Below are 25269 nucleotides of genomic sequence, written 5' to 3' on the forward strand. Positions count from 1 at the left end.
TCTCCTTTATCCCTGTTGTTGCGTTGGTTGCTGGTTATGCATTGCATCTGGACCAAGGCGCGCGTATTTCTGCATCAGGTAGACCTCAGCAATTAAAAACAGGGTGTAAAGCGTGAGAATTAGCCCCATCGAGAAGGCCAGTTGGCCTGCGCTCAGCGCGGAGTGGGCGTACCATGTCGGCAAAATATCCTGAATCGCCCACGGCTGGCGGCCAAACTCCGTCATAAACCAGCCAGCTTCGATGGCAATCCATGGTAGCGGCAGGCTCCACAGCGTCATGCGCAGTACCCAGCGATGCTGGTCGATACGCCAGCGTAAGGTCTGTATCAACGCAATCGCCATCACCAGTAGCAGCAGCGAACCGCATGCAATCATGATGCGAAAGCTCCAGAATACGGGGGCCACCTGCGGGATAGCGCCGCGTTGCGCGGCCTGATATTGCGCTGGTGTAACGTGGTTCATGTCAGGTGCGTAGTTCGCCAGCAGGATGCCGTAACCCAGATCTTTCTCCACAGCGTGAAAAGCGTTCAGTACCTGAGGCGTGCGGTTACCTTTGGCGATTTCCTGCATCAGCAGCCACGCCTCCCGACCCCGCTGCAGGCGGCGGAGTGCGTCCGCCATCAGATTTTTGAGTCCTGGAACCGGGGTATCTAACGAGTGAGTCGCCAGGATACCCAGCAGGGCCGGTATCTTCACGGCAAAGGCGTTACGCTCTTGCTCCTGCTGCGGCCAGGCGATGACATGAAAGGGCGCGGGGGCCGGTTCGGTTTGCCATTCGCCCTCCATTGCCGCCAGTTTTACCGGCTGGAGCTGGGCGACCTCATAGGCTGAGCTATCACCCAGTTGTAGCGTGCCGAGGATAGCCAGCGTGCCAAAGACGGAACCCACCGCGAAGGAGCGCCGGGCGAACTCGCGATTGCGACCACGCAGCAAATACCAGGCGCTGATGGACATCACAAACATGGCGCCGGTGACATAACCGGACATCACGGTATGCACAAATTTCACCTGGCTGACGGGGTTAAAGACCAGCTCGCTAAAGCTGGTCATCTCCATGCGCAGGGTATCAATATTAAAGTGAGCGCCAGTTGGATACTGCATCCAGCCGTTGGCGTTGAGGATCCACAGGGCCGAGATGTTAGAGCCAAACGCAACCAGCCAGGTCACCAGTAAATGCTGATACTTGTTTAAGCGCTGCCAGCCAAAGAAGAACAGCCCCACGAAGGTGGATTCAAGAAAGAAGGCCATCAAGGCTTCCATCGCCAGCGGGGCACCGAAAATATCACCCACATAGTTGGAATAGAGCGACCAGTTTGTACCGAACTGAAACTCCATGGTCAGGCCGGTTGCCACGCCGAGCGCAAAGTTAATACCGAATAACTTTCCCCAGAAACGCGTCATGTCGCGGTAGACTGTTTTGCCGGTCACCACGAACAGGGTTTCCATGATGGCCAGCAAAAAAATCAGCCCCAGCGTCAGGGGAACAAACAGAAAATGGTACAGCGCGGTCAGCGCAAACTGCCAGCGCGATAAGTCAATGACGTCCCACATGCGAACTCCATCAGGCATTAGAGAGTGAATAGGTAAGGAAGAAAACGCCAGACCCGCAGTAGAAAAGTACGCGGGTCTAAAGAGGGGGATCAGGCAGGCGGGCCGGATGCCAGCCAGCCGCAGACTTCATCCAGGCGCTCGAGCGAGTCGAGCAGATCTTCCGGTGCGGCCAACACCAGTTCCGGCAACGGACAGATCTCATAACTCTCAAGCAGAAGCCCTTTCAGGGTATCCAGACAGCGAACATGCCAGACATGGCGCAGCGCCGTGGCGTCGATTTGGCTCTCGCCGTAGCCGATGGTGCGGATTTGAATGTGTCCTTCGCCGCACAGGCGGGCGAGGAACAGGCGATCCGCGTCGCTAATCGGCAGTTGGGTGAGGTTAATGCTATGGGGTTGCGCTGCCGGATCGCGCACGTGCGCCAGCAGTTCCTGGGCCAGCGTCAGGCCATTCATCAACCCATCTATAGGCGGAGGCAGCAGGCTATCGTCCGGCAGCGTATTGATTGTTGCCGCCTGCCACAGCGCCCGTGGCGCGCTACCTGCTTCCAGATGTTCCTGCCATTGCCCCTTGTCATTCTGACAACGCACCCGCCAGATACCGCAGAAAATCGACTCCTGAATCTCGCTCGCCCTGCCGTCAGCATGCTGAATGCGCACGGAAACTTCGCCTTCGCCGAGTAGCGTATTCAGAAAGGTGAGATCGTCTGCATTGAGCGCGGATAAATCCCATCCCAGCACATCCTGTTTGGCGGGAATTCTCTGGGTGAGCTGGTGGCGCACATCGGCTAACAATGCCATCACCGCCGGGCTGTGCGGACAGTTTTCCAGTGTTGCCATGCTGGGGTCGCTGTTGACCTGGCAGGTGAGGGGCAAGGGATTCATGCTGAAGCTGTCATCACCCGGCTGCGTTCCCGGCCCCAGCAGATGAAAAAAGGAATCGCTCATCATGCAGACTCCGGCGGTATGCGTTGTTCAACGAGGGGACGCATCAGGTTGAGCAGGTCGGCCCACGGGTGGATACCGCTGAGAATGCCGCGCAGCTCACCCTGGGTAAACACCAGGGTAGCCGGAAAACGGAACACGCCAAAGCGATCGCCGATCGCCTCGCTGTGTTCAAGATCCGCCATGGCGATGTGCCAGTCAAACTGGGGAAACTCGCGGAGCAACTCGGCAATCATGACCGGGTTATCGCTGACTTCCGGTGTACGGCGAGGATCGCTACTGAGCAGGACCACGCCATCACGCACGCGGGTTATCCAGTCATCCAGTTCAGATGCGCTCAGCGGTTGCCAGCCCTTAGCCAGCATTCGCTGCCATAGCGCAGAAAACGGTTGGTCATTCAACATGTTAATTATCTCTCCAGCGTTACGCGATACTGGCGAATACGCACGCCTTCATAGTTTTCCATCGACAGGCAGTCATAGTTCAGGCAACGCGTTTCATCGCTTATCTGTGGCGCAATGCCCCACGCGGCCAGTTGCGTAAGCGCGGCCTGTTCTGCCGCCGGGAGCTGAGCGCGCGCGATGTCGGTCAGGCTGCCGCCATAGTCGTCCAGCTGTACCGGCTGTAGTCCCACCAGAGCGATGTGCGCGGGGAGATGGCCGCGAATATCCGCCAGAGCCAGCACTTCAGAGAAGCTGTTCTGATGCAGACTCATTTTTTTGGCGCTGAGGTAACTCGGGACTTTGTCTCCGTCGTAAGTTTGCAGGGTGCCTGGTGCGAGCCCGTAGTCGATGGCGTCAAGCAGCAGCAAATGGCTGGCCTGCTCAACGTAGCCCAGCAGATTCAGTCCCTGCGTGCCGCCGTCAACAATCTCTACCGATTCAGGCCAGTGATAATGAGCGTACAGGCGCTCAGCGAGGCGAATACCAAACCCTTCATCTGCCCACAGCAGGTTGCCTAAGCCCATCACGATGACGTTAGGTTCGCTCATGACGCCTCCTTATCGTGCTGACCCTTAGGAAACTTATGACTACGAAAGCCGTTAATCATGGTTGAGATGACGGTCTCGTCAGACATGATGTCCTCACGAATCGCCATATACACATGGCCTACGATGAAGGCGGCGATGAACCACATCCCTAACCGATGCCAGCTGTGGATATCGAGAGAGTTCCCGCCGGTCCAGTAGAAAAACTCCGTCACATAGCGGAAAGGGGTAAAAATGGCGTACTGGCTATGTTCGCTGTATAAGGCAAAACCGGTGAGGATCATAAAAACGGAAAGCAGGAAATAACCGCACATCGCCGCCTGCGCGATGGGGTTATGACCGATATCATCTCCCGGTTTTTTTTCCAGAAACAGATACCAACGCACCACAGAATACGCACCCTGCCACCAGCTGCGCCGCCAGACCGGCACGATAAACAGTTCGCGTGAATAACGGTTACCGACGAAGGCCCAGTAAATGCGCATCAGCAGTATCACCGTGAACACCATGGCGGCGGCGAAATGCACCAGCCGAATGTCGCCCATATAGAACAGATAAGTGGCCTCACCGCTGACCGACGGCAGCGGTCGGCCAATGAAGTATCCGGTTACCATCAACACCAACATGCAGCCCACCGTCAGCCAGTGCCACAAGCGTACTGGCGCTTCAAACACATAGTGGCTGGTGGCGGTATCACGCGCCTCCCCGACGCGTGGGGATGTTTTTCCAGTCATCGTTCCGTTCCTTAACGCTTAGCGAACCTGGACGGCGATAAGTTCACTGCCGTCGTCGCCGAGTACGTGGGTTGAACATGCCAGGCAGGGGTCGAAGCTGTGCAAGGTGCGCAGGATCTCCAACGGTTGATCCGGTATCGCCATTTGGGTGCCCATCAGCGCCGCCTCGTAAGCGCCAATTTGTCCCTTTGGATCGCGCGGGCTGGCATTCCAGGTGGTCGGCACCACGCATTGATACAGGTCGATCTTCTGGTCGCGAATCGATGCCCAGTGGCCTAATGCTCCGCGCGGCGCTTCGGTAAAACCGATCCCGCGACAGTGCTGCGGCCAGCTTTCAGGCTCCCACTTTTCGGTATTTGCGGTAGCCAGATTGCCGTTTTTCAGGTTGGTCATCAGCTTGTCGAAGAAATATTGCAGCTTGCTCACGGCCCACTGCGCTTCGTGCGCGCGGCACAGAATACGGCCCAGCGTCGACTGCATGCCCGACAGCGGCAGCTTGAGGGCGGACATCATGCGATCCACGGATTCAATCGTGGCGGCATCCCCTTTGTGATAGGCAATCAGCGTACGCGCCAACGGCCCAACTTCCATAGCGTGTCCCCGCCAGCGCGGGGCTTTAATCCACGAATAGCGTTCCTGTTCGTTGAGCTGCTTGATATCGGTATCGCTGCCTTTGACATCGCCCGGGTTGTACCAGGGTTCAGTAATCCCTTCGAACGGGTGGCGACCTAATTGATCGTCCGGATAACGATACCAGGCATGATCGACAAACTCCTGAATTTGCTGCTGATCGTCCAGGTCCACCGGCATGACGTTGTTAAAATCACCATTAATCACCGCGCCGCCAGGCATCAACAGGCTCTTCGCGCTGAAGTCATTGGCGATATCCGGGAACGCGCCGTAGCTTAAGACGCACTTATCAGAAAGCCCGGTGCCAATCTGGCTCCAGGGTTTATTGAACTGGCCGATAGCCAGTGCGTCAGGCACCATGACGTTGTTGATGAAATCAGCGGTACGGGTGATGATTGACTGCACCAGGTTCAGGCGTTCCATATCGACTGCGCCTACCGCGCCGCTCTGATCGATATTGATAGCGCACGGCATCCCGCCGACAATCCAGTTCGGATGCGGATTCTTACCGCCAAACACCGTATGGATTTTGATGATCTCGCGCTGAAAATCGAGCGCTTCCAGATAGTGGGCAAAGCCCATCAGGTTGGCCTCTGGCGACAGTTTGTACTGCGGATGTCCCCAATAACCGTTGCGAAAAATCCCCAACTGACCGCCTTCGACAAATTTCTTCAGGCGATTTTGAACGTCAAAGAAGTAGCCAGGAGAAGACATCGGCCAGGCTGAAAGGCTTTGTGCCAGCTGCGATGTGGCGCGCGGGTCTGCTTTCAGGGCATTCAGCACGTCAATCCAGTCCATTCCGGCTAACTGGTAAAAGTGCACCAGATGGTCGTGGCACCACAGCGTCGCCAGCATAATATTGCGAATGATGTTGGCGTTGTCGGGCACCTTTATGCCAATAGCGTCCTCAATGGCATAGACCGAGGCGAGCGCATGTACGCCGGTGCACACTCCGCAAATTCGTTCGACAAATGCCCAGGCATCGCGCGGGTCGCGCCCCTGTAGAATGATCTCCAGCCCGCGGAACATGGTGCCGCAGGAAACCGCGTTGGTGATGATGTTTTGCTCATTAATGTTCACTTCACAACGCATATGGCCTTCAATGCGCGTAATGGGATCCACAACCAGGCGGCGACCGGCATTATTGACCGTATATCCCTGGGTTTGATACGAATTGCTCATGCCTGTTTATCCTTATTGTCTGGAGACTGTTGTCCGGCGTCGGCTAGTTGCTGTTTGTGGCGGTTGTGTTGATTGACGGCGCTGGCGACTGCGTGAACACCGACACCGGCCGCCACGACGACTAGCGCGGTGAGGCCCACGGTATCGGCGGTTGAATGCGTCCCCATTTGTGGAATATCAACCACGCGGCTGTAGAACGAACCGCGATCCCAGAAGCCATTTTCTGAACATCCCAGACAACCGTGGCCGGACTGGATGGGGAAAGAAATGCCACCATTCCAGCGGGTGGTGGAACAGGCGTTATAGGTGGTTGGCCCTTTGCAGCCCATTTTGTACAGGCAATAGCCTTTGCGGGCGGCGTCATCGTCCCAACTCTCAACGAACTCCCCGGCGTCAAAGTGGGCGCGGCGGTAGCATTTATCGTGAATACGCTGACCATAGAACATCAGCGGACGCCCCAAACGATCGAGTTCAGGCAAACGATCAAATGTCACCATGTAGGTAATGATGGCGCTCATGACATCCGGAATCGGCGGGCAGCCGGGCACTTTCACGATCGGCTTATCGGTGATCACCTTATCGATCGGCGTAGCCTGGGTAGGGTTAGGCCGGGCAGCCTGCACGCAGCCCCAGGAGGCGCAGGTTCCCCAGGCGATAATCGCGCTGGCTCCTGCTGCGGCTCGTTTTAACTTTTCAATAAAAGGGCGCCCGCTGCTGATGCAAAACATCCCTTGCTCGCCCAGCGGAGGGTTGCCCTCGACTGCCAGAATATATCGGCCGTGGTAGCGGCTCAGAATGTCTTCAAATACCTCTTCGGCCTGCGTTCCGGCGGCGGCCATCAGCGTGTCGTCGTAATCGAGGGAAATCAGAGAGAGGATGACGTCTTTGGCGAGTGGGTGCGAGGAGCGAATAAACGATTCGGTACAGCAGGTGCATTCCAGTCCGTGGATCCAGACGACCGGGATCCGGGGTTTGTTCTCCAGCGCCCAGGCTATTCGGGGCGTCATTCCAGCCCCTAATCCCAGCGATGTTGCGGCGAGGCTACAGTATTTAAGAAAACTGCGTCGGCTCACTCCCTTCCGGCGCATCGCCTGATAAAAGGTCTCCTCATTATTCGTATTCATAACACGCGTTTCTTCCCCCGTTGAGTTCTGGCGCATGCCGCCAGCGATATCTAAAAAAGCGTATCCGATCGGAAGGGAGAAACAATGCAAAGAGTGTGGTTATGTCCTATTGCGATATTTTCGTGCCTGTTACCTGTTTTTCGCTTTCCAGGCATAAAAAAACGCACAGGGGGAATCGCCCTGTGCGTCGGGTTTATCGCGGAAGAACTTAAACCCCAAGGCGATCGCGTAAGCTGTAATATGCCGCCCCCATGGCGGTAAACGGAATGCGCAGGCTGCGGCCTCCCGGGAACGGGTAGTGCGGCAGTTTGGCAAACGCGTCAAAGCGCTCGGCATCTCCGCGCAGCAGTTCGGAAATCAGGCGTCCAGCCAGGTGAGTACAGGTCACGCCGTGGCCGCTGTAGCCCTGCATATAGTAAATGTTGGTATCAAGACGGCCGAACTGCGGCATACGAGACAGCGTTAACAGGAAATTACCGGTCCAGCGGTAATCAATTTTTACCCCCTGCAATTGCGGGAAGGTCTTCAGCAGTTTCGGCATCACCAGACGCTCAATATCGTCTGGGTCGCGAGCGCCGTAGACTACGCCACCGCCGTACAGCAGGCGGTTATCGCCGGTCAGACGGTAGTAATCGAGCAGGTAGTTACAATCTTCCACGCAGTAGTTTTTCGGGATCAGCGAGCGCGCCATCTCCGCCGACAGCGGTTCGGTGGTTAACACCTGCGTGCCGCACGGCATGCTGCTTTTTGCCAGCGCAGGTTCGAGTTTGTCTCCGAGATAGGCGTTGCCCGCGACGATCACAAAGCGGGCCGTCACCTGGCCTTTTTCAGTGCTGACCACCGCCGGGCTGGTGTGCTGAATACGGGTGACTGGCGACTGCTCAAAGACGCGTCCGCCGTTCAGACGAATGGCGTTAGCTTCGCCAATCGCCAGGTTCAGCGGGTGAATATGACCACCGCTGTGGTCGAGCAGCGCGCCGACATAACGATCGCTGCTGACTTCGCGACGAATTTCACTGCTGTCTAACAGTTCAAGCTGCGTGTTGCCGTAGCGTTCCCAGTTCGACTTCTGCTCTTCCAGCGTTTCCATCTGTTTGTGGTTCAGCGCTACAAACAGCCCGCCGGGACGATAGTCGCATTCGATCTGATAACGCTTGATGCGTTCGCGGATGATATTGCCGCCTTCAAACATCATTCCACCGAGCATTTTAGCGGCGTCTGGGCCATAGGTACGTTCGATGACGTCGATATCGCGACTGTAGGAGTTCACCAACTGACCACCGTTACGTCCGCTGGCCCCGAAACCAATACGCGCGGATTCCAGTAGCACCACGTCGTAACCCATTTCCGCTAAATGCAGGGCGGAGGAGAGTCCGGTATAACCACCGCCCACGACGCAAACATCACAGCTAACCGATTCGCTAAGGGTCGGAAACGGTTCGTACTGATTGGCGCTTGCGGCGTAATAACTGCTGGTATGTTCAGTCATGATTAAGACTCCAGGGAGATCCAGATGGTTTTCAGTTCGCTAAATTTTTCCAGCGCATGCAGGGATTTATCGCGTCCGTTACCGCTTTGCTTATAACCGCCGAACGGCACGGTCATATCACCGTCGTTGTAGTTATTCACGAAGACTGAGCCGGCTTTCAGGCGACGGCTCATACGATGGGCACGCGACAAATCGCGGGTCCAGACCGCGGCGCCGAGGCCGTAGTCACTGTCGTTGGCCAGCGCCAGGGCTTCGGCTTCACTGCTAAAACGGGTGACGACCAGTACCGGGCCGAAGATCTCATCGCGGCTGACGTGGGCTTGCGGCGCGGTATCGACAAAAATAGTCGGGCCGATAGCGGCCGGATGTACGTGGCTGCGGCCATCCAGCGCCAGCGTGCCTTGCGCTTCACCGTCGCGAATAAAACCGTGCACGGTGTCGGCATGCGCATTGTCGATAAGCGTGCCCATCGTGGTTTCCGGATCCAACGGGTTGCCAGGCTGCCAGTTTTTCGCCTGCTCTTTCAGCAGGGCGATGAACTCGTCGGCAATGCTCTCTTCCAGCAGCAGACGCGTACCGGCGATACAAACCTGGCCCTGGTTATAGAAGATACCTGCCGCTGCATTAGCGGCGGCTTTCGGCAGATCCGGACAGTCGGCAAAGACGATATTGGCGCTTTTACCTCCGGCCTCCAGCCAGACGCGTTTCATGTTGCTGTCGCCAGCGTCTTTGAGCAGTTGCTTGCCGGTACGGGTCGAGCCGGTAAAGGTGATCACATCAACATCCGGATGCTGCGACAACGCCTGGCCTGCTTCGTGGCCATACCCGCTAACAACGCTGAGAACGCCATCGGGCAAACCTGCTTTTTTAGCCAGCGCAGCCAGGCGAATGGCGGTCAGCGGTGATTTTTCGGAAGGCTTGAGGATCACGCTGTTACCCGCAGCCAGTGCCGGGCCGAGTTTCCAGCAGGCCAGCAGCAGAGGAAAGTTCCACGGTACGATGGCGGCAATCACGCCTACCGGTTCGCGCACAATCAGTGCCAGATCGTTCACCGAGGTGGTGGCAACTTCGCCATAGACTTTATCTATAGCTTCGGCATACCAGCGGATGGCGCGTGCCGCGCCGGGAATATCATCACGCAGGCTATGGCGAATCGGTTTACCGGTATCGAGCGTTTCCAGTAGCGCCAGCTCCTCGTGATGCTGCTCCATTAAATCGGCGAGTTTGTGCAGTACCGCTTTGCGCTCTGCGGGTGATGCTTGCGACCAGTCTCCGCGTTCAAAGACGGTACGGGCTGCGGTGACCGCGCGGTCCACATCCGCTTTTTTACCGCGGGCGACTTTAGCCAGAGGACGTTGTCCTGCCGGATCCAGCGTAATAAAGGTTTCGTTATCAGCGGCGGCACAATATTCGCCGTTAATAAATAAACGGGTCTCTGGTGAATAATGGCTGGCTTTCTCACGCCAATATTTAAGATTCTGAAAGTTCATAGCTACTCCTTTTATATCAATAAGATAAAGTTCGTTGCTGATCTTTTTCAGGCAAAATCAGGCTGCACGATGCCCCAGGGATGTACCCTGTTAATGCGCGTTATTTAAGAAGGCCTGAGAAACTCAGGCCGCTACTTATTAGAAAGTGGTGGGAGTGTGGGCACTGATGATGCGGCAGATCCCTGCCGAGGTGTTGCTGAAGCTGTGTGGTATGCCGGTGTTAATGGCATAGCTTTGCCCTGCAACAAGAGGATACGTTTGACCGTTGATGGTCAGTATCACTTCACCTTCCAGTATTGTGCCAATCTCTTCACCCTGATGTTTAATTCTCTCCCCGGTTGTCGTGCCTGGCTGATAGGTTTCAAACATCATTGCCAGCGTACGATTCGGATTTCCGTTGTGTACCAGCTTCATGGATACTCCCTGACTCCCGATCTCAATCAAATCATCCTGATTGATAACCACCTGCGGTTCGTCAGGCTTTTCCGGTTCCGCGAAGAACTCGGAGAGCGACAGCCCATATACTTTCAATAGCTTTTGCAGCGTACTGATGGCAGGACTGACTTTATCCTGCTCTATGGTGCTGATGGCGCTATGCGTTAACCCAGACAGTTCGGCGGCACGACGCTGCGAAAGACCCAATTGCTGGCGGATCTCTGACAAACGTTTACCCGGCGCCAGGCCGTCATCGCTCATAATTGCATTTCCTTAACTGTAGTGGTCAGAGTCGCTGTTTTTCAGCGAGGTGGTTCTGACAAGCGGTGATAAAACCTTCAAGTAACAAACGCGACAGGGCGTATTCGCTACTGTTCCATTCCGGGTGCCACTGCACGCCGAGCGCGAAAGGATGGTCATGGACGCTGGCAGCTTCCACTAATCCATCCTGCGAGCGTGCTTCCACGCGCAGCTGCGGGCCAAGGGTTTTTGCGCCCTGACCATGCAAGGAGTTAACCCAAAACGTGCTGCAACCTGGTATTAACTGAGATAGCAATCCTCCCTGTTGAACCTGGACTTCATGAGATGGTGCATATTGCTGCTCCACCGGGAGTTCCGCATCTTCACGATGTTCCAGGAACTGTGAGTGATCGCACAGGCGACGATACAGAGTCCCGCCAGTGGCGACAACTAATTCCTGCAAGCCCCGGCAGATGGCGAAAATGGGAATGCGCCTTTCGAGCCCGGCGGTAATTAGCGCCATGCTCAGAAGATCACGCCCGGGATCGGCGTCAGACTCATCGCCATTTTCACCATAGAGGTGCGGCTGCACATTGCTTGGGCTTCCTGGCAGGAAGATACCGTCCAGTTTCGGTAACAGCGCGTTCAACAATTCGGGTTCCGCAAGCGCATGGGGAAGCGCTATCGGTAATCCACCGGCATTTAATACCGCATTCAGGTACTTTTCTTGCAGAGTCTGGGTCTGGTGACCCTTAAGCCTGTTCCTACACATCACTACACCAATAACTGGCTTGTCAAATATATTGCCCATGATCGACCTCACGTTTTGGAATAAATTATTGCCAAACGGTTCCTTGTTGCGCCATTCCGTTCATTATTTTCTCAATCTAGCAGCGGAATAACCTTCTAGCAAACTTAATTTAACATTTGACAAACAATTTATTTGCATCCAGAGTCGAATGGTGGACATTATATTTAACAGTCAAATCACAGAACAGCTTACCAGGCCAACGGCGGTGAATCATGGAAACCAATATCGTAGAAGTTGAGAATTTTGTTCAGCATTCTGAAGAGAGACGAAGTAGCGCGTTTGCGCGCGAAGTTAAGCAGTATCTGGAACGCTATCCTAATACGCAGTATGTGGATGTGTTGTTAACCGACCTTAATGGCTGTTTTCGCGGTAAGCGCCTTCCCGTTGCGGGATTGCATAAGTTAGAGAAAGGCTGCTATTTCCCGGCATCCGTTTTCGCGATGGATATTCTGGGCAATGTGGTCGAAGAGGCGGGATTAGGCCAGGAGCTTGGCGAACCCGATCGGACCTGTGTACCCGTGGCAGGTACGTTAACCCCTTCGGCTGCCGATCCGGAATTTATTGCGCAGATGATGCTGACGATGCTGGATGAAGATGGCGCTCCCTTTGACGTTGAGCCGCGGAACGTACTAAACCGACTCTGGCAGAAACTTCGCCAGCGCGGTCTGTTCCCCGTCGTAGCGGTAGAGCTGGAGTTCTATTTACTCGATCGTAAGCGTGACCCCGAAGGTTATCTGCAGCCGCCATGCGCGCCGGGAACGGACGATCGAAATACCCAAAGTCAGGTTTATTCGGTTGATAACCTGAACCACTTTGCTGATGTGCTGAACGATATCGATGAACTGGCCCGTTTGCAGCTGATCCCGGCCGACGGCGCGGTGGCTGAAGCCTCCCCAGGGCAGTTTGAAATCAACCTCTACCATACCGACAACGTGCTCGACGCCTGCGATGACGCGCTGGCGCTGAAACGTCTGGTACGGCTGGTGGCGGAGAAACATAAGATGCATGCCACGTTTATGGCAAAACCTTATGAGGAGCATGCCGGTAGCGGGATGCATATCCACATCAGCGTCATGAATAACAAAGGTGAGAACGTGCTGGCTGATGCGAATGGCGATGATTCCGCGTTATTAAAGCGTGCGCTCGCTGGGATGATTGATCTGATGCCCGCATCAATGGCGCTTCTGGCGCCGAATGTGAACTCCTATCGCCGCTTCCAGCCGGGGATGTATGTTCCGACCCAGGCGTCCTGGGGGCACAACAATCGTACGGTAGCGCTGCGGATTCCCTGCGGCGACCGTGATAACCATCGGGTTGAATATCGCGTAGCGGGGGCTGATGCCAACCCGTATCTGGTGATGTCGACCATTCTGGCGGGGATCCTTCACGGTCTGGATAACGAACTGCCGTTACAAGAAGAAGTTGAGGGTAACGGTCTGGAGCAGGAAGGGCTGCCGTTCCCGATTCGCCAGAGCGATGCGCTGTGGGAGTTTATGCAAAATGACAGTCTGCGTGAACTATTGGGTGAGCGGTTTAGCCATGTGTATCACGCCTGTAAAAACGATGAGCTTATCCAGTTTGAACGTCTGATTACCGACACTGAAATTGAGTGGATGCTGAAAAACGCCTGACCGTTGTACAGGTCATTGAAAAAGAAGTCGCATCATGCGGGCTGAGCGGAGCCAGCCCGTAAAAATTGCAGGAATACCTGCCATTTCCCGGATGTCGCGTAATGGAGCGCGGGCGACAACGGGTCTTCAGATAACCGACAGAGTTTGTGACGAGGAAATGTGATGATGCCAATGTTTAAAAACCCGCCCCGCGTGAGTATTCATGGCTCCCGCAGTAAATACGGACCGCATCTGTGCCGTACCACATTGACGCCTTTTTTATGCCATTCCTCCCCGACACGACCCAGGTCTGCTGTACCCACGTTTCGAACGCAGATCTGGACTCGTAGCGGGGAGGAAAATTATGTCGACTAACTCTTCTGCTGATCATTCTGCCCAGCCGGGCAAAGCACAGCTGCGTAAATCCCTGAAGCTGTGGCAGGTGGTGGTGATGGGGTTGGCCTATCTCACCCCGATGACGGTGTTTGACACCTTTGGCATTGTTTCGGGTGTCAGCAATGGCCATGTTCCGGCCTCCTACCTGCTGGCCCTGGCGGGAGTACTGTTTACCGCCATCAGTTATGGAAAGCTGGTGCGCCAGTTTCCACAGGCCGGTTCGGCCTATACCTATGCGCAGAAAGCCATCAATCCGCACGTGGGGTTTATGGTCGGCTGGTCGTCACTGCTTGACTACCTTTTCCTGCCGATGATTAACGTCCTGCTGGCGAAAATTTACCTTTCCGCGCTGTTCCCGGGGGTTGCGCCATGGATTTGGGTGGTGATGTTCGTCGCGATCCTCACCGCGGCCAATCTGAAAAGCGTTAATCTGGTAGCCAACTTCAATGCGCTGTTTGTACTGGTGCAGGTGGCGATCATCGTGGTGTTCATTTTCCTCGTGGTGCAGGGGCTGCACAAAGGGGAAGGGGTTGGGACCGTCTGGTCGCTGCAACCGTTTATCAGCCAGAATGCGCATTTGATCCCGATTATCACCGGGGCGACCATCGTCTGCTTCTCGTTTCTCGGCTTTGATGCGGTAACGACACTATCTGAAGAGACGCCGGATGCTGCGCGCACCATCCCGAAAGCTATTTTCCTCACCGCCCTGTACGGTGGGCTGATCTTCATTGCCGCCTCGTTCTTTATGCAACTGTTCTTCCCGGACATTAGCCGCTTTAAAGACCCGGATGCGGCGCTGCCGGAGATTGCGCTGTATGTCGGCGGCAAGCTGTTCCAGTCTATTTTCCTGTGTACCACCTTTGTGAATACGCTGGCTTCAGGTCTGGCGTCGCATGCCAGCGTTTCGCGTCTGCTGTACGTGATGGGTCGCGATAACGTCTTCCCGGAGAAGTACTTTGGTTATGTCCATCCCAAATGGCGTACTCCCGCGTTGAACGTCATCATGGTCGGGATTGTGGCGCTGTCGGCCCTGTTTTTTAACCTGGTGACTGCCACGGCGTTGATTAACTTTGGTGCGCTGGTGGCCTTTACGTTCGTTAATCTCTCCGTGTTTAACCACTTCTGGCGTCGTGAAGGACGCAAGCATACCTGGCAGGAGAAATTACACTATCTGGTATTGCCAATGGTTGGCGCCGCCACGGTTGCCGTACTGTGGGTGAATCTTGAGGTGACATCGCTGACGCTGGGACTGGTATGGGCCGGCGTTGGGCTGGTGTATCTTGCCTGGCTGACCGGACGTTTTCGCAAACCGCCGCCGCAGTTTGACGCCGCGAAATCTGAGCGCGCCTGGGAGTGATGGAAGCTGAATTGGCCGTAGCATTCGGCTGAGTTGAGTTAAAAATGAAACACGGTATGTCGCGGCAAACGGCCGCGGCATACCTGCTTTAATTAAAGTCCCGCTTGCTTTAGGGAATAAAAAAACCGGCACGGGAGCCGGTAAGTAAATCAATGTAGGAATATAATTATTATTATAATTACTGAATTATAATTCAGCCAACTCAATAGGAACGGGCTTCCCTATATGGTATCCCTGTAACCAACCAATACCCATCGTAATTAGCATCTTTTCAATTTCCTCATTTTCAACAAACTCAGCGACTACTTCCATGTTTTTGAGTTTTGCTACTTCGCAGAAGGATCTGACGGCGCATCGACTAAATTCATCGGTCAATATATTACGGATGAAGGAACCATCAATTTTCAGAATGTCTGCGTCTAACGTTCGTAGTCGTGAATAGCTTGATGCTCCTGTGCCAAAATCATCAATAGCAATTTTAGAACCGGCTTTACGTAGCGCTCTCAGAACATCAGTGACATTAGCGTTGTCAATAATATCTGATTCAATGACTTCAAATATTATACGTTCAGGTGCTATTGAGTATTTTCTAAACAATGTAAAAACATTATCAAGAAAATCAATTTTATTAAGCGAGTCAGGCGTCAGATTAATGGAGAAGTGACTATTAGGGTCAGATTTCTGCCGTGACTGTATAAAACGAAATGTTTGCTCTATAACAGTGATATCCAGCGCAGGAAGTAATCCTGCCTCGCGAGCAACCGGTAGGATGGTGTCTGGAAAGATTAACTTACCATCAACCATTTTTATCCGAATAAGTATCTCGTGATAACGTGTCAGTCCCGTGGTTGAAACGATCGGCTGAACAACCAGCATCGTTGATACGATGGGTTGAGCCATAAGCTCAAACGACTTTCTGTCAATTGCCTTTTGCAACATATGACGAATGACAGCCTGGCTGACAATTTTATCACCTGGCACTTGCGGGCTGAGTAACAACGGTTGCCCCTGCATTAACGAGATGTAGCTTTGGGTATTAAGATGCTTAATTGCTTGAGATAAATTTTTAATCAGGTTTTTCTCGGTGGTATATGCCACACCACAAGATAGCCCTAATTGGTAGTCCTTCCAGATAAAACGAAAAGAGTTTAGGTCCTTGTAGAGATCAGGAATGTCAGGGACAACATTAAGGCGAAGAATTATTCCATGACCTGGTGCGTAATAAATGTCACCTGTACCCTTAATCAATTTACGTACATATGCGCTTAGCGCTTTTACAAATTCAAAACGGAATTCTATTCCGTGAGTTTGCTCCAGCGTATTCAACTCTGTACAACGGATGTAACACAAGCACTCTGTTGCGTGTTTACGGATGTCCATTTGCAGGGCCTGAAAGTTAGGCAGTCCGGTGTTAGGCTCTGATCTAAAAAGTTGTTTGAGGCGGCGGAGATATTTTCGGTTATGAACCACAAGTACACCGGTAACAACAATCGTAATAGAAAAGACAAACACTATCGTGGAGGAAATCACGAGGCTATGTAAATAATTATTATAGTTAGCAGGTGGAATATAACTGTTTATATAATATCCCAACAGGATAAGCATTGTTACCCATACAGGGGATATCAAAGCATGGCCAATACAGATCACTCCCCATAGCATTACTGGAAGTAACCACAGTAATGAATAGTCTGTAAATATAAGAATATCCTCTCTGATGACGATCAAAGCGGACATAATGCACAGTAACAGCACCAGCCATAATACTTGATACAGAATAGGAGGGCCGGATTTTATCAGCGCCTTTACTTGTCTAATGTATAGAATGCACCATGCAGGATTTTGAACGCTTCTAAGCAACAGATAACAAAAAGGGATGCCAGTCAGGCAAGAGTTCATCAGCCACTGTAAGTTAATTAATGTTTGTAGTGTAAAAAGGTTTGCGATCGGTGCAGAGGCTGTGTTCGACTGGAACCAGTGATCAATCGAGATGAATAGTAAGGCGTTGCAACACACGAGCCAGACAATACGCAGGGTTGTAAGCTGGCTACGACCAAAGCTAACCGCGCCTCGTTTGCCTGTCGAGAAAAAGTAGAGAGTCTGGCTAATGAGAGCAGCTAGTAGCTGAGCCGTTAGTGTGAATACCGAAGATAAAGAGTAAGAGTAAAGCGCATACAAGAAAAAGGCAGCCAAAATTGGCAGCGCCTTTTGCCGGTATAAAACCAGCAATGCAGAAATGAGAGGTAAAGTGAGATCGTAAAAATGCAGTGTTATACCCGCAACATCCTCTTGCTTACTGAGATGACCAGCGACCAGCTGTAATGCAAAAAACGCGATGCCGACACAAAAATAGTCTCTAAATGTATTAATGAAATTTATATTTTCCGCTTTTCTTAGCAATATCATCATTCGCAATTCTCAGTGAGTTATCACCGTTCTCGATTTAAGTCATCTACTTAAAACAGGTTAGACTAGAGGTTCGAAATGTGTATTTTTGGATGTTTTCGCTAATTGAAAACCATTCTAAAATATGTTATGTGAATTTTTTAAAAGTAACCCTCGATAATTTCACTGTGTTTCACAACGCAGGGGAGAACAATCTTTGTGGCTGTGCTGATAATAAAAGTTCTGTCATTAGTCATTATTTAAGACAGAATATACGATCGATAATAACGATCAATATAAATCTTTTGATAGATTTTATCGATAGGTTTAGCAGATCATAAATACCATGAAAGATCGATGAAAGCTATTAAAGTGTTATCTTTTAATGGTATTTATTTCATAAGTGTTAATTAAGTGCTTTGTTTATTAAAATTTAACCTACGGAGGCATCTTTCTAAGGGAATCATTCTGTTATTGTCAGGAAAGTGAGTTTCCCCACCTTCCCACAACACACTCAATTGTTAATCATTAACGAGGCTGCTGCTGTGTCGCGCAGTGAATACCGCCGCCACCGGCAGCGATACCGTCGATATTCAACTGAATAATTTCACGATCGGCAAACAGCTCCTGCAAAATAGCATGGGTATTACGATCGGTGCGCTTATCGCCAAATTGCGGTGCAATGACGGCATCATTACACAGATAAAAATTGATATACCCCGCGGCGAAATCATCGCTCGCATAAGTCTGGCGGATGGTAGAAGGTCCTTCCAGCGTGACTACCTCCAACCGTCGGCCTTTGGCATCCGTGGCGGCCCGTAATATGTCCAGATGACGTCGGGTGATCGCGTAATCAAAGGATGACGGATCCTGCTCAAGACCCGCCACCACCGTACCCGGATGCGTGAATCGGGCGTAAAAATCTGTATGGCCGTCGGTAATATCCTTGCCGGCAATACCTGGCAACCAGATGATTTTCTCCAGACCTAGCAGTCGCTTAAGTTCTTCTTCGCATTCGGCTTTGCTGACGCCAGGATTACGGTTGGAGTTAAGCACACAGCTCTCGGTGATGATTGCTGTGCCTTCACCATCTACCTCAATACCGCCACCTTCCAGAGTCAGTACCGAGGGGATAAACTCGGCATGAACGTAATCAGTAACAAATTCAGCCACATCGGCATCTCGTTCGTGCTCTTGCTTATTGCCCCAGCCGTTGAAATTAAATCCCACTCCGCCGAGCGCGCCGCTGGCACTTTTCACAAACACCGGCCCGGTGTCGCGGATCCACAGATCGTCTATTGGGTGAACCAGAAGATTGACTGACGGCCCGCACAGACGCGCGGCGAGCTCGCTGTCTTCTTCGCGTACTAACATATTCACGGGTTCAAATGCGGCGATGGTTTTGGCAACTAACGCCAGGTTTTCCTGCACCACCGGTAGCAGATGAGGTTCCCAGATCTCCGCACTGGCACCAAACGCCATCCAGGTTGCCGTATGTGGTGCGCCTTCATCAGGCATTTGCCAGCGGCGGTTCTCTGTTGCGCGGGCAAATTGGCTAAAGCTGAAGCCCGTCATACCAGCGAGTAGCATACTCGTTGAAGTCACCAGGCCTTGTCTGACGAATGAACGTCTTGTCATCATAGGATTAACCTTTGCGTATTTTTACCTGATATCAGGTGAATAAAATAATAATAGATAATAAATATTCTGCGTATTTTAAATTTTGAATAATAAATAAAGTGATCGCGGGTAAATTTCACGCGAAATATAGCACAAGAGATATGCGTTGCAATCTCTTAGTTTTATATAATGAGTGAAACTGGCTACTATTAAAATTTCTCAACTATATATTTATATATAATTTATATTTATCAGCATGAACATATGTCACGCCGTTGGCTCTGAGCCCCGTCTGACGGGCCTTGCCGTGGATTGTGATCTGGCCGATTGTTCTGTTGTATTTATTAATGACATGAACCGTGTGGACTATAGTAAAGATGGCCGTTATTTCTCATCATTAATAACCGTGAGTGGGGGATGTGAATGAAGAAGATACTGATGCTGGTCGGAGATTATGTCGAAGATTATGAAACGATGGTGCCTTTTCAGGCTTTGCAAATGCTTGGGCATCGTGTGGATGCCGTCTGTCCGGATAAAAGTCAGGGTGACTACGTTCAAACCGCCATTCACGATTTTGATGGGGCGCAGACATACAGTGAAAAGCCGGGGCATCGTTTTACGTTAAATGCGAATTTTGCCGAGGCGCGGGTCGCCGATTACGACGCACTGTTGATCCCCGGCGGGCGTGCTCCGGAATATCTTCGACTGAATCCAGATGTCATTAAGCTGGTGCAAGATTTCAACACTGCCGGTAAGCCTATCGCCGCAGTTTGTCATGGGCCCCAGCTGTTAGCGGCAGCGGGGGTGTTAGAAAACCGGACCTGTAGCGCTTATCCGGCCTGTGCGCCTGAGGTTCGTCTGAGCGGTGGGCATTATGCCGATATTGGTATTGATCAGGCCCACGTTGATGGCAATCTGGTGACGGCACCAGCATGGCCCGCGCATCCGCAATGGTTAGCTAAATTTGTTGAAGTATTAATGAAGTAAGCGATGATGCGATGAAAAAGTCGGTATAACCTGCCAGGCTATACCGACTGCATATATTATCTCTTCATGAGTGCGAATACGCCCCACCCAATATATTCCCGGGTGAATGCAACGTGGCGCACTGGTGAACTTCTCAATTGTTCTCTGACTTCGGCGGCAAACTCATCGTCCGGATTTGCCTCCAGCCACCGGCGCATCGTCAACCATTTTGCCGCCTCGTATCTGTCCCAACCTTCCTGGTCAGCCAGTACCATTTCAACCACGTCATAACCGAGCAGGTCGAAAGACGAAACAAGTTCTGGCAGAGAAAGAAAATCGGCTACTGAAGTCGCGCCGCAAGCCATAGCGATCTCCTCCGTTGCGGGCATCTGACGCCAGTACGGTTCGCCGATGAGCAGGATCCCGCCTGGTTTGAGACTTTGTTCCAGCTGTTTGACCGTTCCGGCAACGCCGCCAGCAATCCAGGTTGCACCAACGCAGGCGGCAATATCGAATTTTTCTTCGGCGATATAACCTGTTGCATCGGCATGAATAAAACGCACGTGCTCAGTGACGCCTAATTCACTTGCCCGCATGGTGGCTTGCTCACTGAATAACTGGCTCATATCGATACCAACGCCGGAAATTCCATGATCGCGTGCCCAGGTGCACAACATCTCGCCCGAGCCGCTGCCGAGATCCAGGATGCGGGTTCCTGGGGGCATCCGTAAAACCTGACCTAACGTCGCATATTTTTGCGCGGTGAACGGATTATGAATGCGATGTGCGCTTTCGCTGATCGTAAAAATCTTCGGGATATCCATCTCTCTCTCCTTAGCGATTATCCAGTTGGGCGCGAACGTTGTTCAGCCCGGTGGTATTGATGCGGTAGGGCTGACCATTAACGGATTTGATCAGTTTTTTCGTTCTGAGCTTTTTGAATACGTCGAGCGTGCAGTCGCAGAGCAGTAACCCTTCGCGGCTATAGCATTCGACGGAAGTGACACGACCAGATGCATCGCGGACGTGAGCAATACGGCCACCTTTGGCGAGAACGTGTAAGGTACGTTGTTCCTGACGGGATAAATTCATACTGGAAAACCTGTTTAATCATCATGTGCAAAACGTGCAAACACACAGCGGTGTCCGCATTCGATTTCGGCGCATTGATAACCAGTCCGGCCTGAAAAGGTCGGTAAGCTGATTATCTGATGATTACATTCTCCAGCATCAAAGCCTCGGGTTGAGTTGATAGGTATTTACCTGCTGAATCATACCAGCCTGGGCGAGTAGGGGAATCGTTCTGTCGGGAAAATGTGATCTATGACGAAAAATTGCGTTTAGCTTATTTTATAATTTTTTAACTCTCGTTAGCTGAGCGGTGTATGGATATATTAAATTTATTGAATATTCAGACATTGTCAGTAGCGGTATTGGCCGTAATGATGTGTTGTTAGCCCCACTTGCGTCATACTATAGATTAGTGATATTTAATTTTTCCCTATCCTAATTTTGTTTTATTTGATAAATATGTCTTTATTATAAAAATGATTTTTAATGGTGTTTGCTTTTAATTCTTTTTAGGAATTTTCTTAACGTCGTGAAGTGTGTATACTCAATCCAGCAAGAAGCTCTTCTGTTATCATCAAAACTATAAAAATGTCCTTAACACCCGTATTACCTCTGCCCTGAATCTCTTCTCAGGGGAGAGGTTTTTTTTGCCTGTGTATAATTTTGATAATCGTCATAAATAGATAATTTAATATTATTGTTCTTGTTGTTTTGCATTAGTGATGACGACAGGTTTTGTTCTGTGAACCATACGGTAATGTTGAAATAGTATCGCTATGAATCTATTTCATGGTGAATAGTGTGATTTCATCTTTATTTATAGGGGTATTATATAGCTTTTCTTATAACTGTCTGTTTTTAAGCGTTATGTTAATTTTCGCTTTTGAAGTAATTGTGATTTTGTTCACGGATTTTAGTGCGTTAAGTGGCTATTTGTAGAGAGGTGCAAACGGTTGCATGTTGCTGTTACAGCATTAGTTCATTAAAAAAATATAGCGATGGTATGTCTTGTGTCGGTATCGGGGGCAAGAATCTAAATGATTTTTATTATCCCTTAGACATACGAATGCCGTTTATGACTTCTGTTAGCTTAACACCATGGAAAATGTAGTAAAAACAGACAGGGAATATGATTTTATCAATCAAAAGGAGTTTTTAATCACTGGTGTAATTACTGGCCTTTTTTATCTTCCTTTATATAAATCGTTGTCGTAACACCCATAAAATCAGCGTTCTGGGATGAGCGCTGATTTTATTTTGTTCTCAGATTATTCAACCCACGCTGTATGCAGGTCTTCTCTTGCAGTACCTCGTAAATGATACATTAAAGGATCTCCTGGAATGGATATTGTTGAACGCTTTATTAACTACACGAAAATCAATACCACGACCTCAAGGGAAAATGGTGCTAATGGGATAATGCCTTCTTCACCTGGTCAAATGGAACTGGCAAAACTACTTGCAGTAGAACTTGAAGCATTAGGACTGGAAAACATTGAGGTCAGGGATACCGCTATTGTGACAGCGACCTTACCTGGAAATACCGATGACACGATCCCTGTCGTTTCCTTTTTTGGCCATCTGGATACCAGCGCGGAACAGACCGCGGACACAAATGCGCAACGTCTTCACTACAGCGGTGGGGATTTGTGTCTGAATCAAGAGCTGAATATTTATCTGCGTGAAAGTGAATTTCCGGAACTGAAAAATTATGTCGGCGATGACCTGCTGGTGACGGATGGTACCAGTCTGCTAGGGGCTGATGATAAAGCCGCCATCGCCGCGATTATGAATGCTCTGGAGTACCTGATCGCGCACCCGGAGATTAAGCATGGGCCGGTGAAGGTCGGTTTTGTTCCTGATGAAGAGCAGGGATTACGGGGAGCAAAAGCGTTTGATGTTGCGGCGTTTGGCGCTGATTTTGGCTATACCCTGGACTGCTGCGGCATTGGAGAGTTTGTCTACGAGAACTGGAACGCGGGTGATGCGGAAATCATCTTTACCGGCCAGTCCGCGCACCCTATGTCGGCCAAAGGTAAGCTGAAGAACTCGCTGCTGATGGCGCATAAGTTTATTGCGATGCTGCCCGGAGGAGAGGCGCCTGAGTATACGGAAGGACGCGAAGGGTATTACTGGGTAAAACAGCTTCAGGGTAACAGCGCCCGTACGGTACTTAAGCTGGATATCCGGGATTTTACCGAAGAAGGGTATAAGGCGCGTATGGCATATATCCGCCAGCTTGCCGTCAGCACCTGCGCGCTGTGGGGAGAAAACAGCGTGGTCTGTCATTTAACCGATCGCTATGCCAATGTGTTCAATAGCTTGCAGGGCGATGCACACTACCCGATTGATATTGCGTTTCGCGCGTATCAGAAGTGTGGCATTACCCCGCAACCTGTCGCCATGCGTGGTGGGTATGATGGCGCAGTGCTATCGCAGAAAGGACTGCCTTGCCCGAATATTTTTACCGGAGCTCATAACTTTCATTCAATTTATGAATATCTACCGGTGCGTTCACTGCGAGCCGCCAGCGATGTGGTGGTAGCGGTCATTGAAGAAACCTTTGCTGAGTTCGCGCAGAGGAGAGCTCAGTCATGATTCAGGTGTTAATTGCCCTACTGGTTATCGTGGTGGTCGCGCGTCTGATACTGAAAGGTTATCGCGCTGAACCGGTGCTGTTCATTGCGGGCCTGGTGTTGATGATTTGTACGGCGTTAACCGGATGGGGTTCTGTATTACCGAAGGGCGTTGCCAGTACGGGGATTTCATTTCTCGATCCTTTCGAGGTGATGCGCGATCTCTTTAGTACGCGTGCTGCCGATCTCGGCCTGATGATTATGGCGCTCATGGGATTTGCGCATTACATGGATCATATCGGGGCAAATGAAGCTGTTGTGCGGGTCGTGACGAAACCTTTGCGCGCGCTGCGTTCGCCCTATGTGCTTCTATTTTTCTCCTATCTGCTCGCCAGCCTCCTGCAGTTGGCCATCCCATCCGCTACCGGGCTTGCCGTGTTGCTGATGGGGACGATGTTCCCCATTATGCTGGGGTTAGGGCTTTCTGCGGCCTCGGCTGCTGGGGTTATTGCCACCTCGCTTGGTGTGGCGTATACCCCGACGGCCATCGATGCTATCAGGGGATCTAAAGCGGTCAATATGGATGTGGTGGAATACGTTGTTTACCACCAGGGACCCGCAGCGCTGGCAACCGTGCTGGTCGTGGGCGTCTGCCATTTCTTCTGGCAGCGGCATTGCGACCGTAAAGCGGGAACGCTACCACGGGAAATCGGTAGCGCTGAGGTGACTGACTCAGGAAATGCCCCGGCTTTTTATGCGCTGCTCCCGATGCTTCCGATATTGATGGCGGTGGGATCATCGGAAATGTTCGTCAGTGGTATTAACCTGAATATTATCACCATTGTGCTCATTTCGATGGCTGTCTGCATGTTGATTGAGTGGTTGCGGGTGCGTGATTTAAAGTCAGTATGCGAAGGATTCAGCCATTTCCTTAAAGGCATGGGCACCGCCTTTACCGGGGTGGTTGGGCTACTGGTTGCGGCAGGTGTTTTTGCTCACGGAATTAAAGTCATTGGTGCCATTGATCAATTAATCCTGATGGCGGAGCACGTGGGATTACCTCCATTTGCTATGGCGGTGGTGTTTGCGCTGGTGACGCTGGCGGCAGCAATTATTATGGGATCGGGTAATGCGCCATTCCTTGCTTTTGTTGAGCTGATCCCGCAAATCGCGGCAAGTATGGGCGCTAACGCTGTTGCCATGATCCTGCCGATGCAGCAGGCATCACATATGGGGCGGGCAATTTCACCGGTTTCCGGCGTGGTGATTGCCGTTTCCAGTGGGGCGAAAATAACGCCATTTGATGTGGTTAAACGTACCGCCGTACCGTTGATTGTGGGCTTTGTAACGCATACCCTGATCATCGGTATTTTCTATTAACTTCGTCTGTAATAAGCAAACTTCCGGGTTGCTGAATGCCCGGTAGTTTGCTTTTTCTGTTTACAGATCTCATCACAAAAGGTGATATTGATTACTGGTGATTATTATTAATCTTTATCTTTATCGCATTATTCTTATTAGTCATTGTTGAGCCACCCCAGATTAATGATTAATAAGTATGATGTATTATATTTGCACGTTTATTACATAGGGATAAGTTAATCTGGATCATATTTTGGCGATTTTAGTTGTAGTAATTTTTTAATAGAGTAATACAAGAATGACGTGGA

At 51.3% G+C, this 25269-nt stretch carries 20 protein-coding genes; 5 read left to right on the forward strand and 15 right to left on the reverse strand.

All coding sequences use genetic code 11. From position 1 onward, the window contains the following. Positions 1-6 precede the first annotated feature (6 nt). The 11 genes from appC to puuD form a co-directional block, all read right to left on the reverse strand. Complete coding sequence (gene appC, locus OGX86_RS14965; RefSeq protein WP_286640255.1) at positions 7-1551, reverse strand: cytochrome bd-II oxidase subunit 1; 1545 nt, start codon at positions 1549-1551, stop codon at positions 7-9. 89 nt (positions 1552-1640) lie between these two features. Beyond that, positions 1641-2498: a hydrogenase expression/formation protein gene (locus OGX86_RS14970; protein ID WP_128317567.1), complete on the reverse strand. Its 858-nt coding sequence runs from the start codon at positions 2496-2498 to the stop codon at positions 1641-1643. Continuing rightward, complete coding sequence (gene hyaE / locus OGX86_RS14975) at positions 2498-2899, reverse strand: hydrogenase-1 operon protein HyaE (RefSeq protein ID WP_048226408.1); 402 nt, start codon at positions 2897-2899, stop codon at positions 2498-2500. Before hyaE ends, OGX86_RS14970 begins: the two co-directional genes overlap by 1 nt. A gap of 5 nt (positions 2900-2904) precedes the next feature. After that, positions 2905-3486 (reverse strand): hydrogenase 1 maturation protease, encoded by a 582-nt coding sequence (gene hyaD, locus OGX86_RS14980; protein ID WP_286640256.1) that lies wholly within the window; start codon positions 3484-3486, stop codon positions 2905-2907. Next, on the reverse strand, positions 3483-4217 hold the full coding sequence (gene hyaC, locus OGX86_RS14985; RefSeq protein WP_032942451.1) for a Ni/Fe-hydrogenase b-type cytochrome subunit: 735 nt from the start codon (positions 4215-4217) through the stop codon (positions 3483-3485). Before hyaC ends, hyaD begins: the two co-directional genes overlap by 4 nt. Positions 4218-4235: 18 nt before the next feature. Further along, a complete protein-coding gene (gene hyaB / locus OGX86_RS14990) occupies positions 4236-6029 on the reverse strand; it encodes a Ni/Fe-hydrogenase large subunit (RefSeq protein WP_032942453.1) in 1794 nt (597 codons plus the stop codon). Continuing rightward, entirely contained in the window at positions 6026-7153 is a 1128-nt protein-coding gene (gene hyaA / locus OGX86_RS14995; RefSeq protein WP_286640257.1) for a hydrogenase 1 small subunit, read from the reverse strand. The genes hyaB and hyaA overlap by 4 nt, the downstream gene beginning before the upstream one ends. A 208-nt stretch (positions 7154-7361) precedes the next feature. Beyond that, the gene (locus OGX86_RS15000) at positions 7362-8642 is read right to left on the reverse strand and encodes an NAD(P)/FAD-dependent oxidoreductase (protein WP_048214853.1); all 1281 of its coding nucleotides are present in this window, start codon (positions 8640-8642) and stop codon (positions 7362-7364) included. A gap of 2 nt (positions 8643-8644) precedes the next feature. Next, positions 8645-10132, reverse strand: a complete 1488-nt coding sequence (gene puuC / locus OGX86_RS15005; RefSeq protein WP_048226397.1) for an aldehyde dehydrogenase PuuC — start codon at positions 10130-10132, stop codon at positions 8645-8647. 138 nt (positions 10133-10270) lie between these two features. Continuing rightward, on the reverse strand, positions 10271-10828 hold the full coding sequence (gene puuR / locus OGX86_RS15010) for an HTH-type transcriptional regulator PuuR (RefSeq protein ID WP_003830877.1): 558 nt from the start codon (positions 10826-10828) through the stop codon (positions 10271-10273). A 25-nt stretch (positions 10829-10853) separates the two neighbouring features. After that, positions 10854-11618 carry a gamma-glutamyl-gamma-aminobutyrate hydrolase gene (gene puuD / locus OGX86_RS15015; protein ID WP_043015313.1) on the reverse strand — a complete coding sequence of 255 codons (765 nt, stop codon included), beginning with the start codon at positions 11616-11618 and terminating at the stop codon, positions 10854-10856. Positions 11619-11830: 212 nt separating this feature from the next. On the opposite strand from puuD, the gene OGX86_RS15020 reads away from it, so the two are divergent. Continuing rightward, on the forward strand, positions 11831-13249 hold the full coding sequence (locus OGX86_RS15020; protein ID WP_003830879.1) for a glutamine synthetase family protein: 1419 nt from the start codon (positions 11831-11833) through the stop codon (positions 13247-13249). A gap of 343 nt (positions 13250-13592) precedes the next feature. Next, the gene (locus OGX86_RS15025; protein WP_286640258.1) at positions 13593-14981 is read left to right on the forward strand and encodes an APC family permease; all 1389 of its coding nucleotides are present in this window, start codon (positions 13593-13595) and stop codon (positions 14979-14981) included. A 186-nt stretch (positions 14982-15167) separates the two neighbouring features. On the opposite strand, the gene OGX86_RS15030 is transcribed toward OGX86_RS15025, so the two are convergent. Continuing rightward, positions 15168-17390, reverse strand: coding sequence for an EAL domain-containing protein (locus tag OGX86_RS15030; RefSeq protein WP_048214850.1), 2223 nt, complete (start codon positions 17388-17390; stop codon positions 15168-15170). A gap of 504 nt (positions 17391-17894) precedes the next feature. Next, positions 17895-19007 carry an agmatine deiminase family protein gene (locus OGX86_RS15035; RefSeq protein ID WP_128317748.1) on the reverse strand — a complete coding sequence of 371 codons (1113 nt, stop codon included), beginning with the start codon at positions 19005-19007 and terminating at the stop codon, positions 17895-17897. Between the two features lie 402 nt (positions 19008-19409). On the opposite strand from OGX86_RS15035, the gene OGX86_RS15040 reads away from it, so the two are divergent. Then, positions 19410-19973, forward strand: a complete 564-nt coding sequence (locus OGX86_RS15040) for a DJ-1/PfpI family protein (protein ID WP_048226390.1) — start codon at positions 19410-19412, stop codon at positions 19971-19973. A gap of 56 nt (positions 19974-20029) precedes the next feature. Here the strand turns inward: OGX86_RS15040 and OGX86_RS15045 are convergent, their stop codons facing one another. Both OGX86_RS15045 and OGX86_RS15050 read right to left on the reverse strand, forming a co-directional pair. Next, complete coding sequence (locus OGX86_RS15045; RefSeq protein WP_220395101.1) at positions 20030-20776, reverse strand: SAM-dependent methyltransferase; 747 nt, start codon at positions 20774-20776, stop codon at positions 20030-20032. 10 nt (positions 20777-20786) lie between these two features. After that, positions 20787-21044, reverse strand: coding sequence for a YjhX family toxin (locus OGX86_RS15050; RefSeq protein ID WP_003021255.1), 258 nt, complete (start codon positions 21042-21044; stop codon positions 20787-20789). Between the two features lie 1320 nt (positions 21045-22364). On the opposite strand from OGX86_RS15050, the gene pepT reads away from it, so the two are divergent. Continuing rightward, positions 22365-23621, forward strand: coding sequence for a peptidase T (gene pepT, locus OGX86_RS15055; RefSeq protein WP_128317750.1), 1257 nt, complete (start codon positions 22365-22367; stop codon positions 23619-23621). Next, a complete protein-coding gene (gene dcuC, locus OGX86_RS15060; RefSeq protein WP_048226385.1) occupies positions 23618-24979 on the forward strand; it encodes a C4-dicarboxylate transporter DcuC in 1362 nt (453 codons plus the stop codon). Before pepT ends, dcuC begins: the two co-directional genes overlap by 4 nt. Positions 24980-25269: the final 290 nt, after the last annotated feature.

It is taken from the genome of Citrobacter sp. Cpo040 (genome assembly GCF_030332915.1).
In the GTDB taxonomy this organism is placed as follows: Bacteria; Pseudomonadota; Gammaproteobacteria; order Enterobacterales; family Enterobacteriaceae; genus Citrobacter; species Citrobacter portucalensis.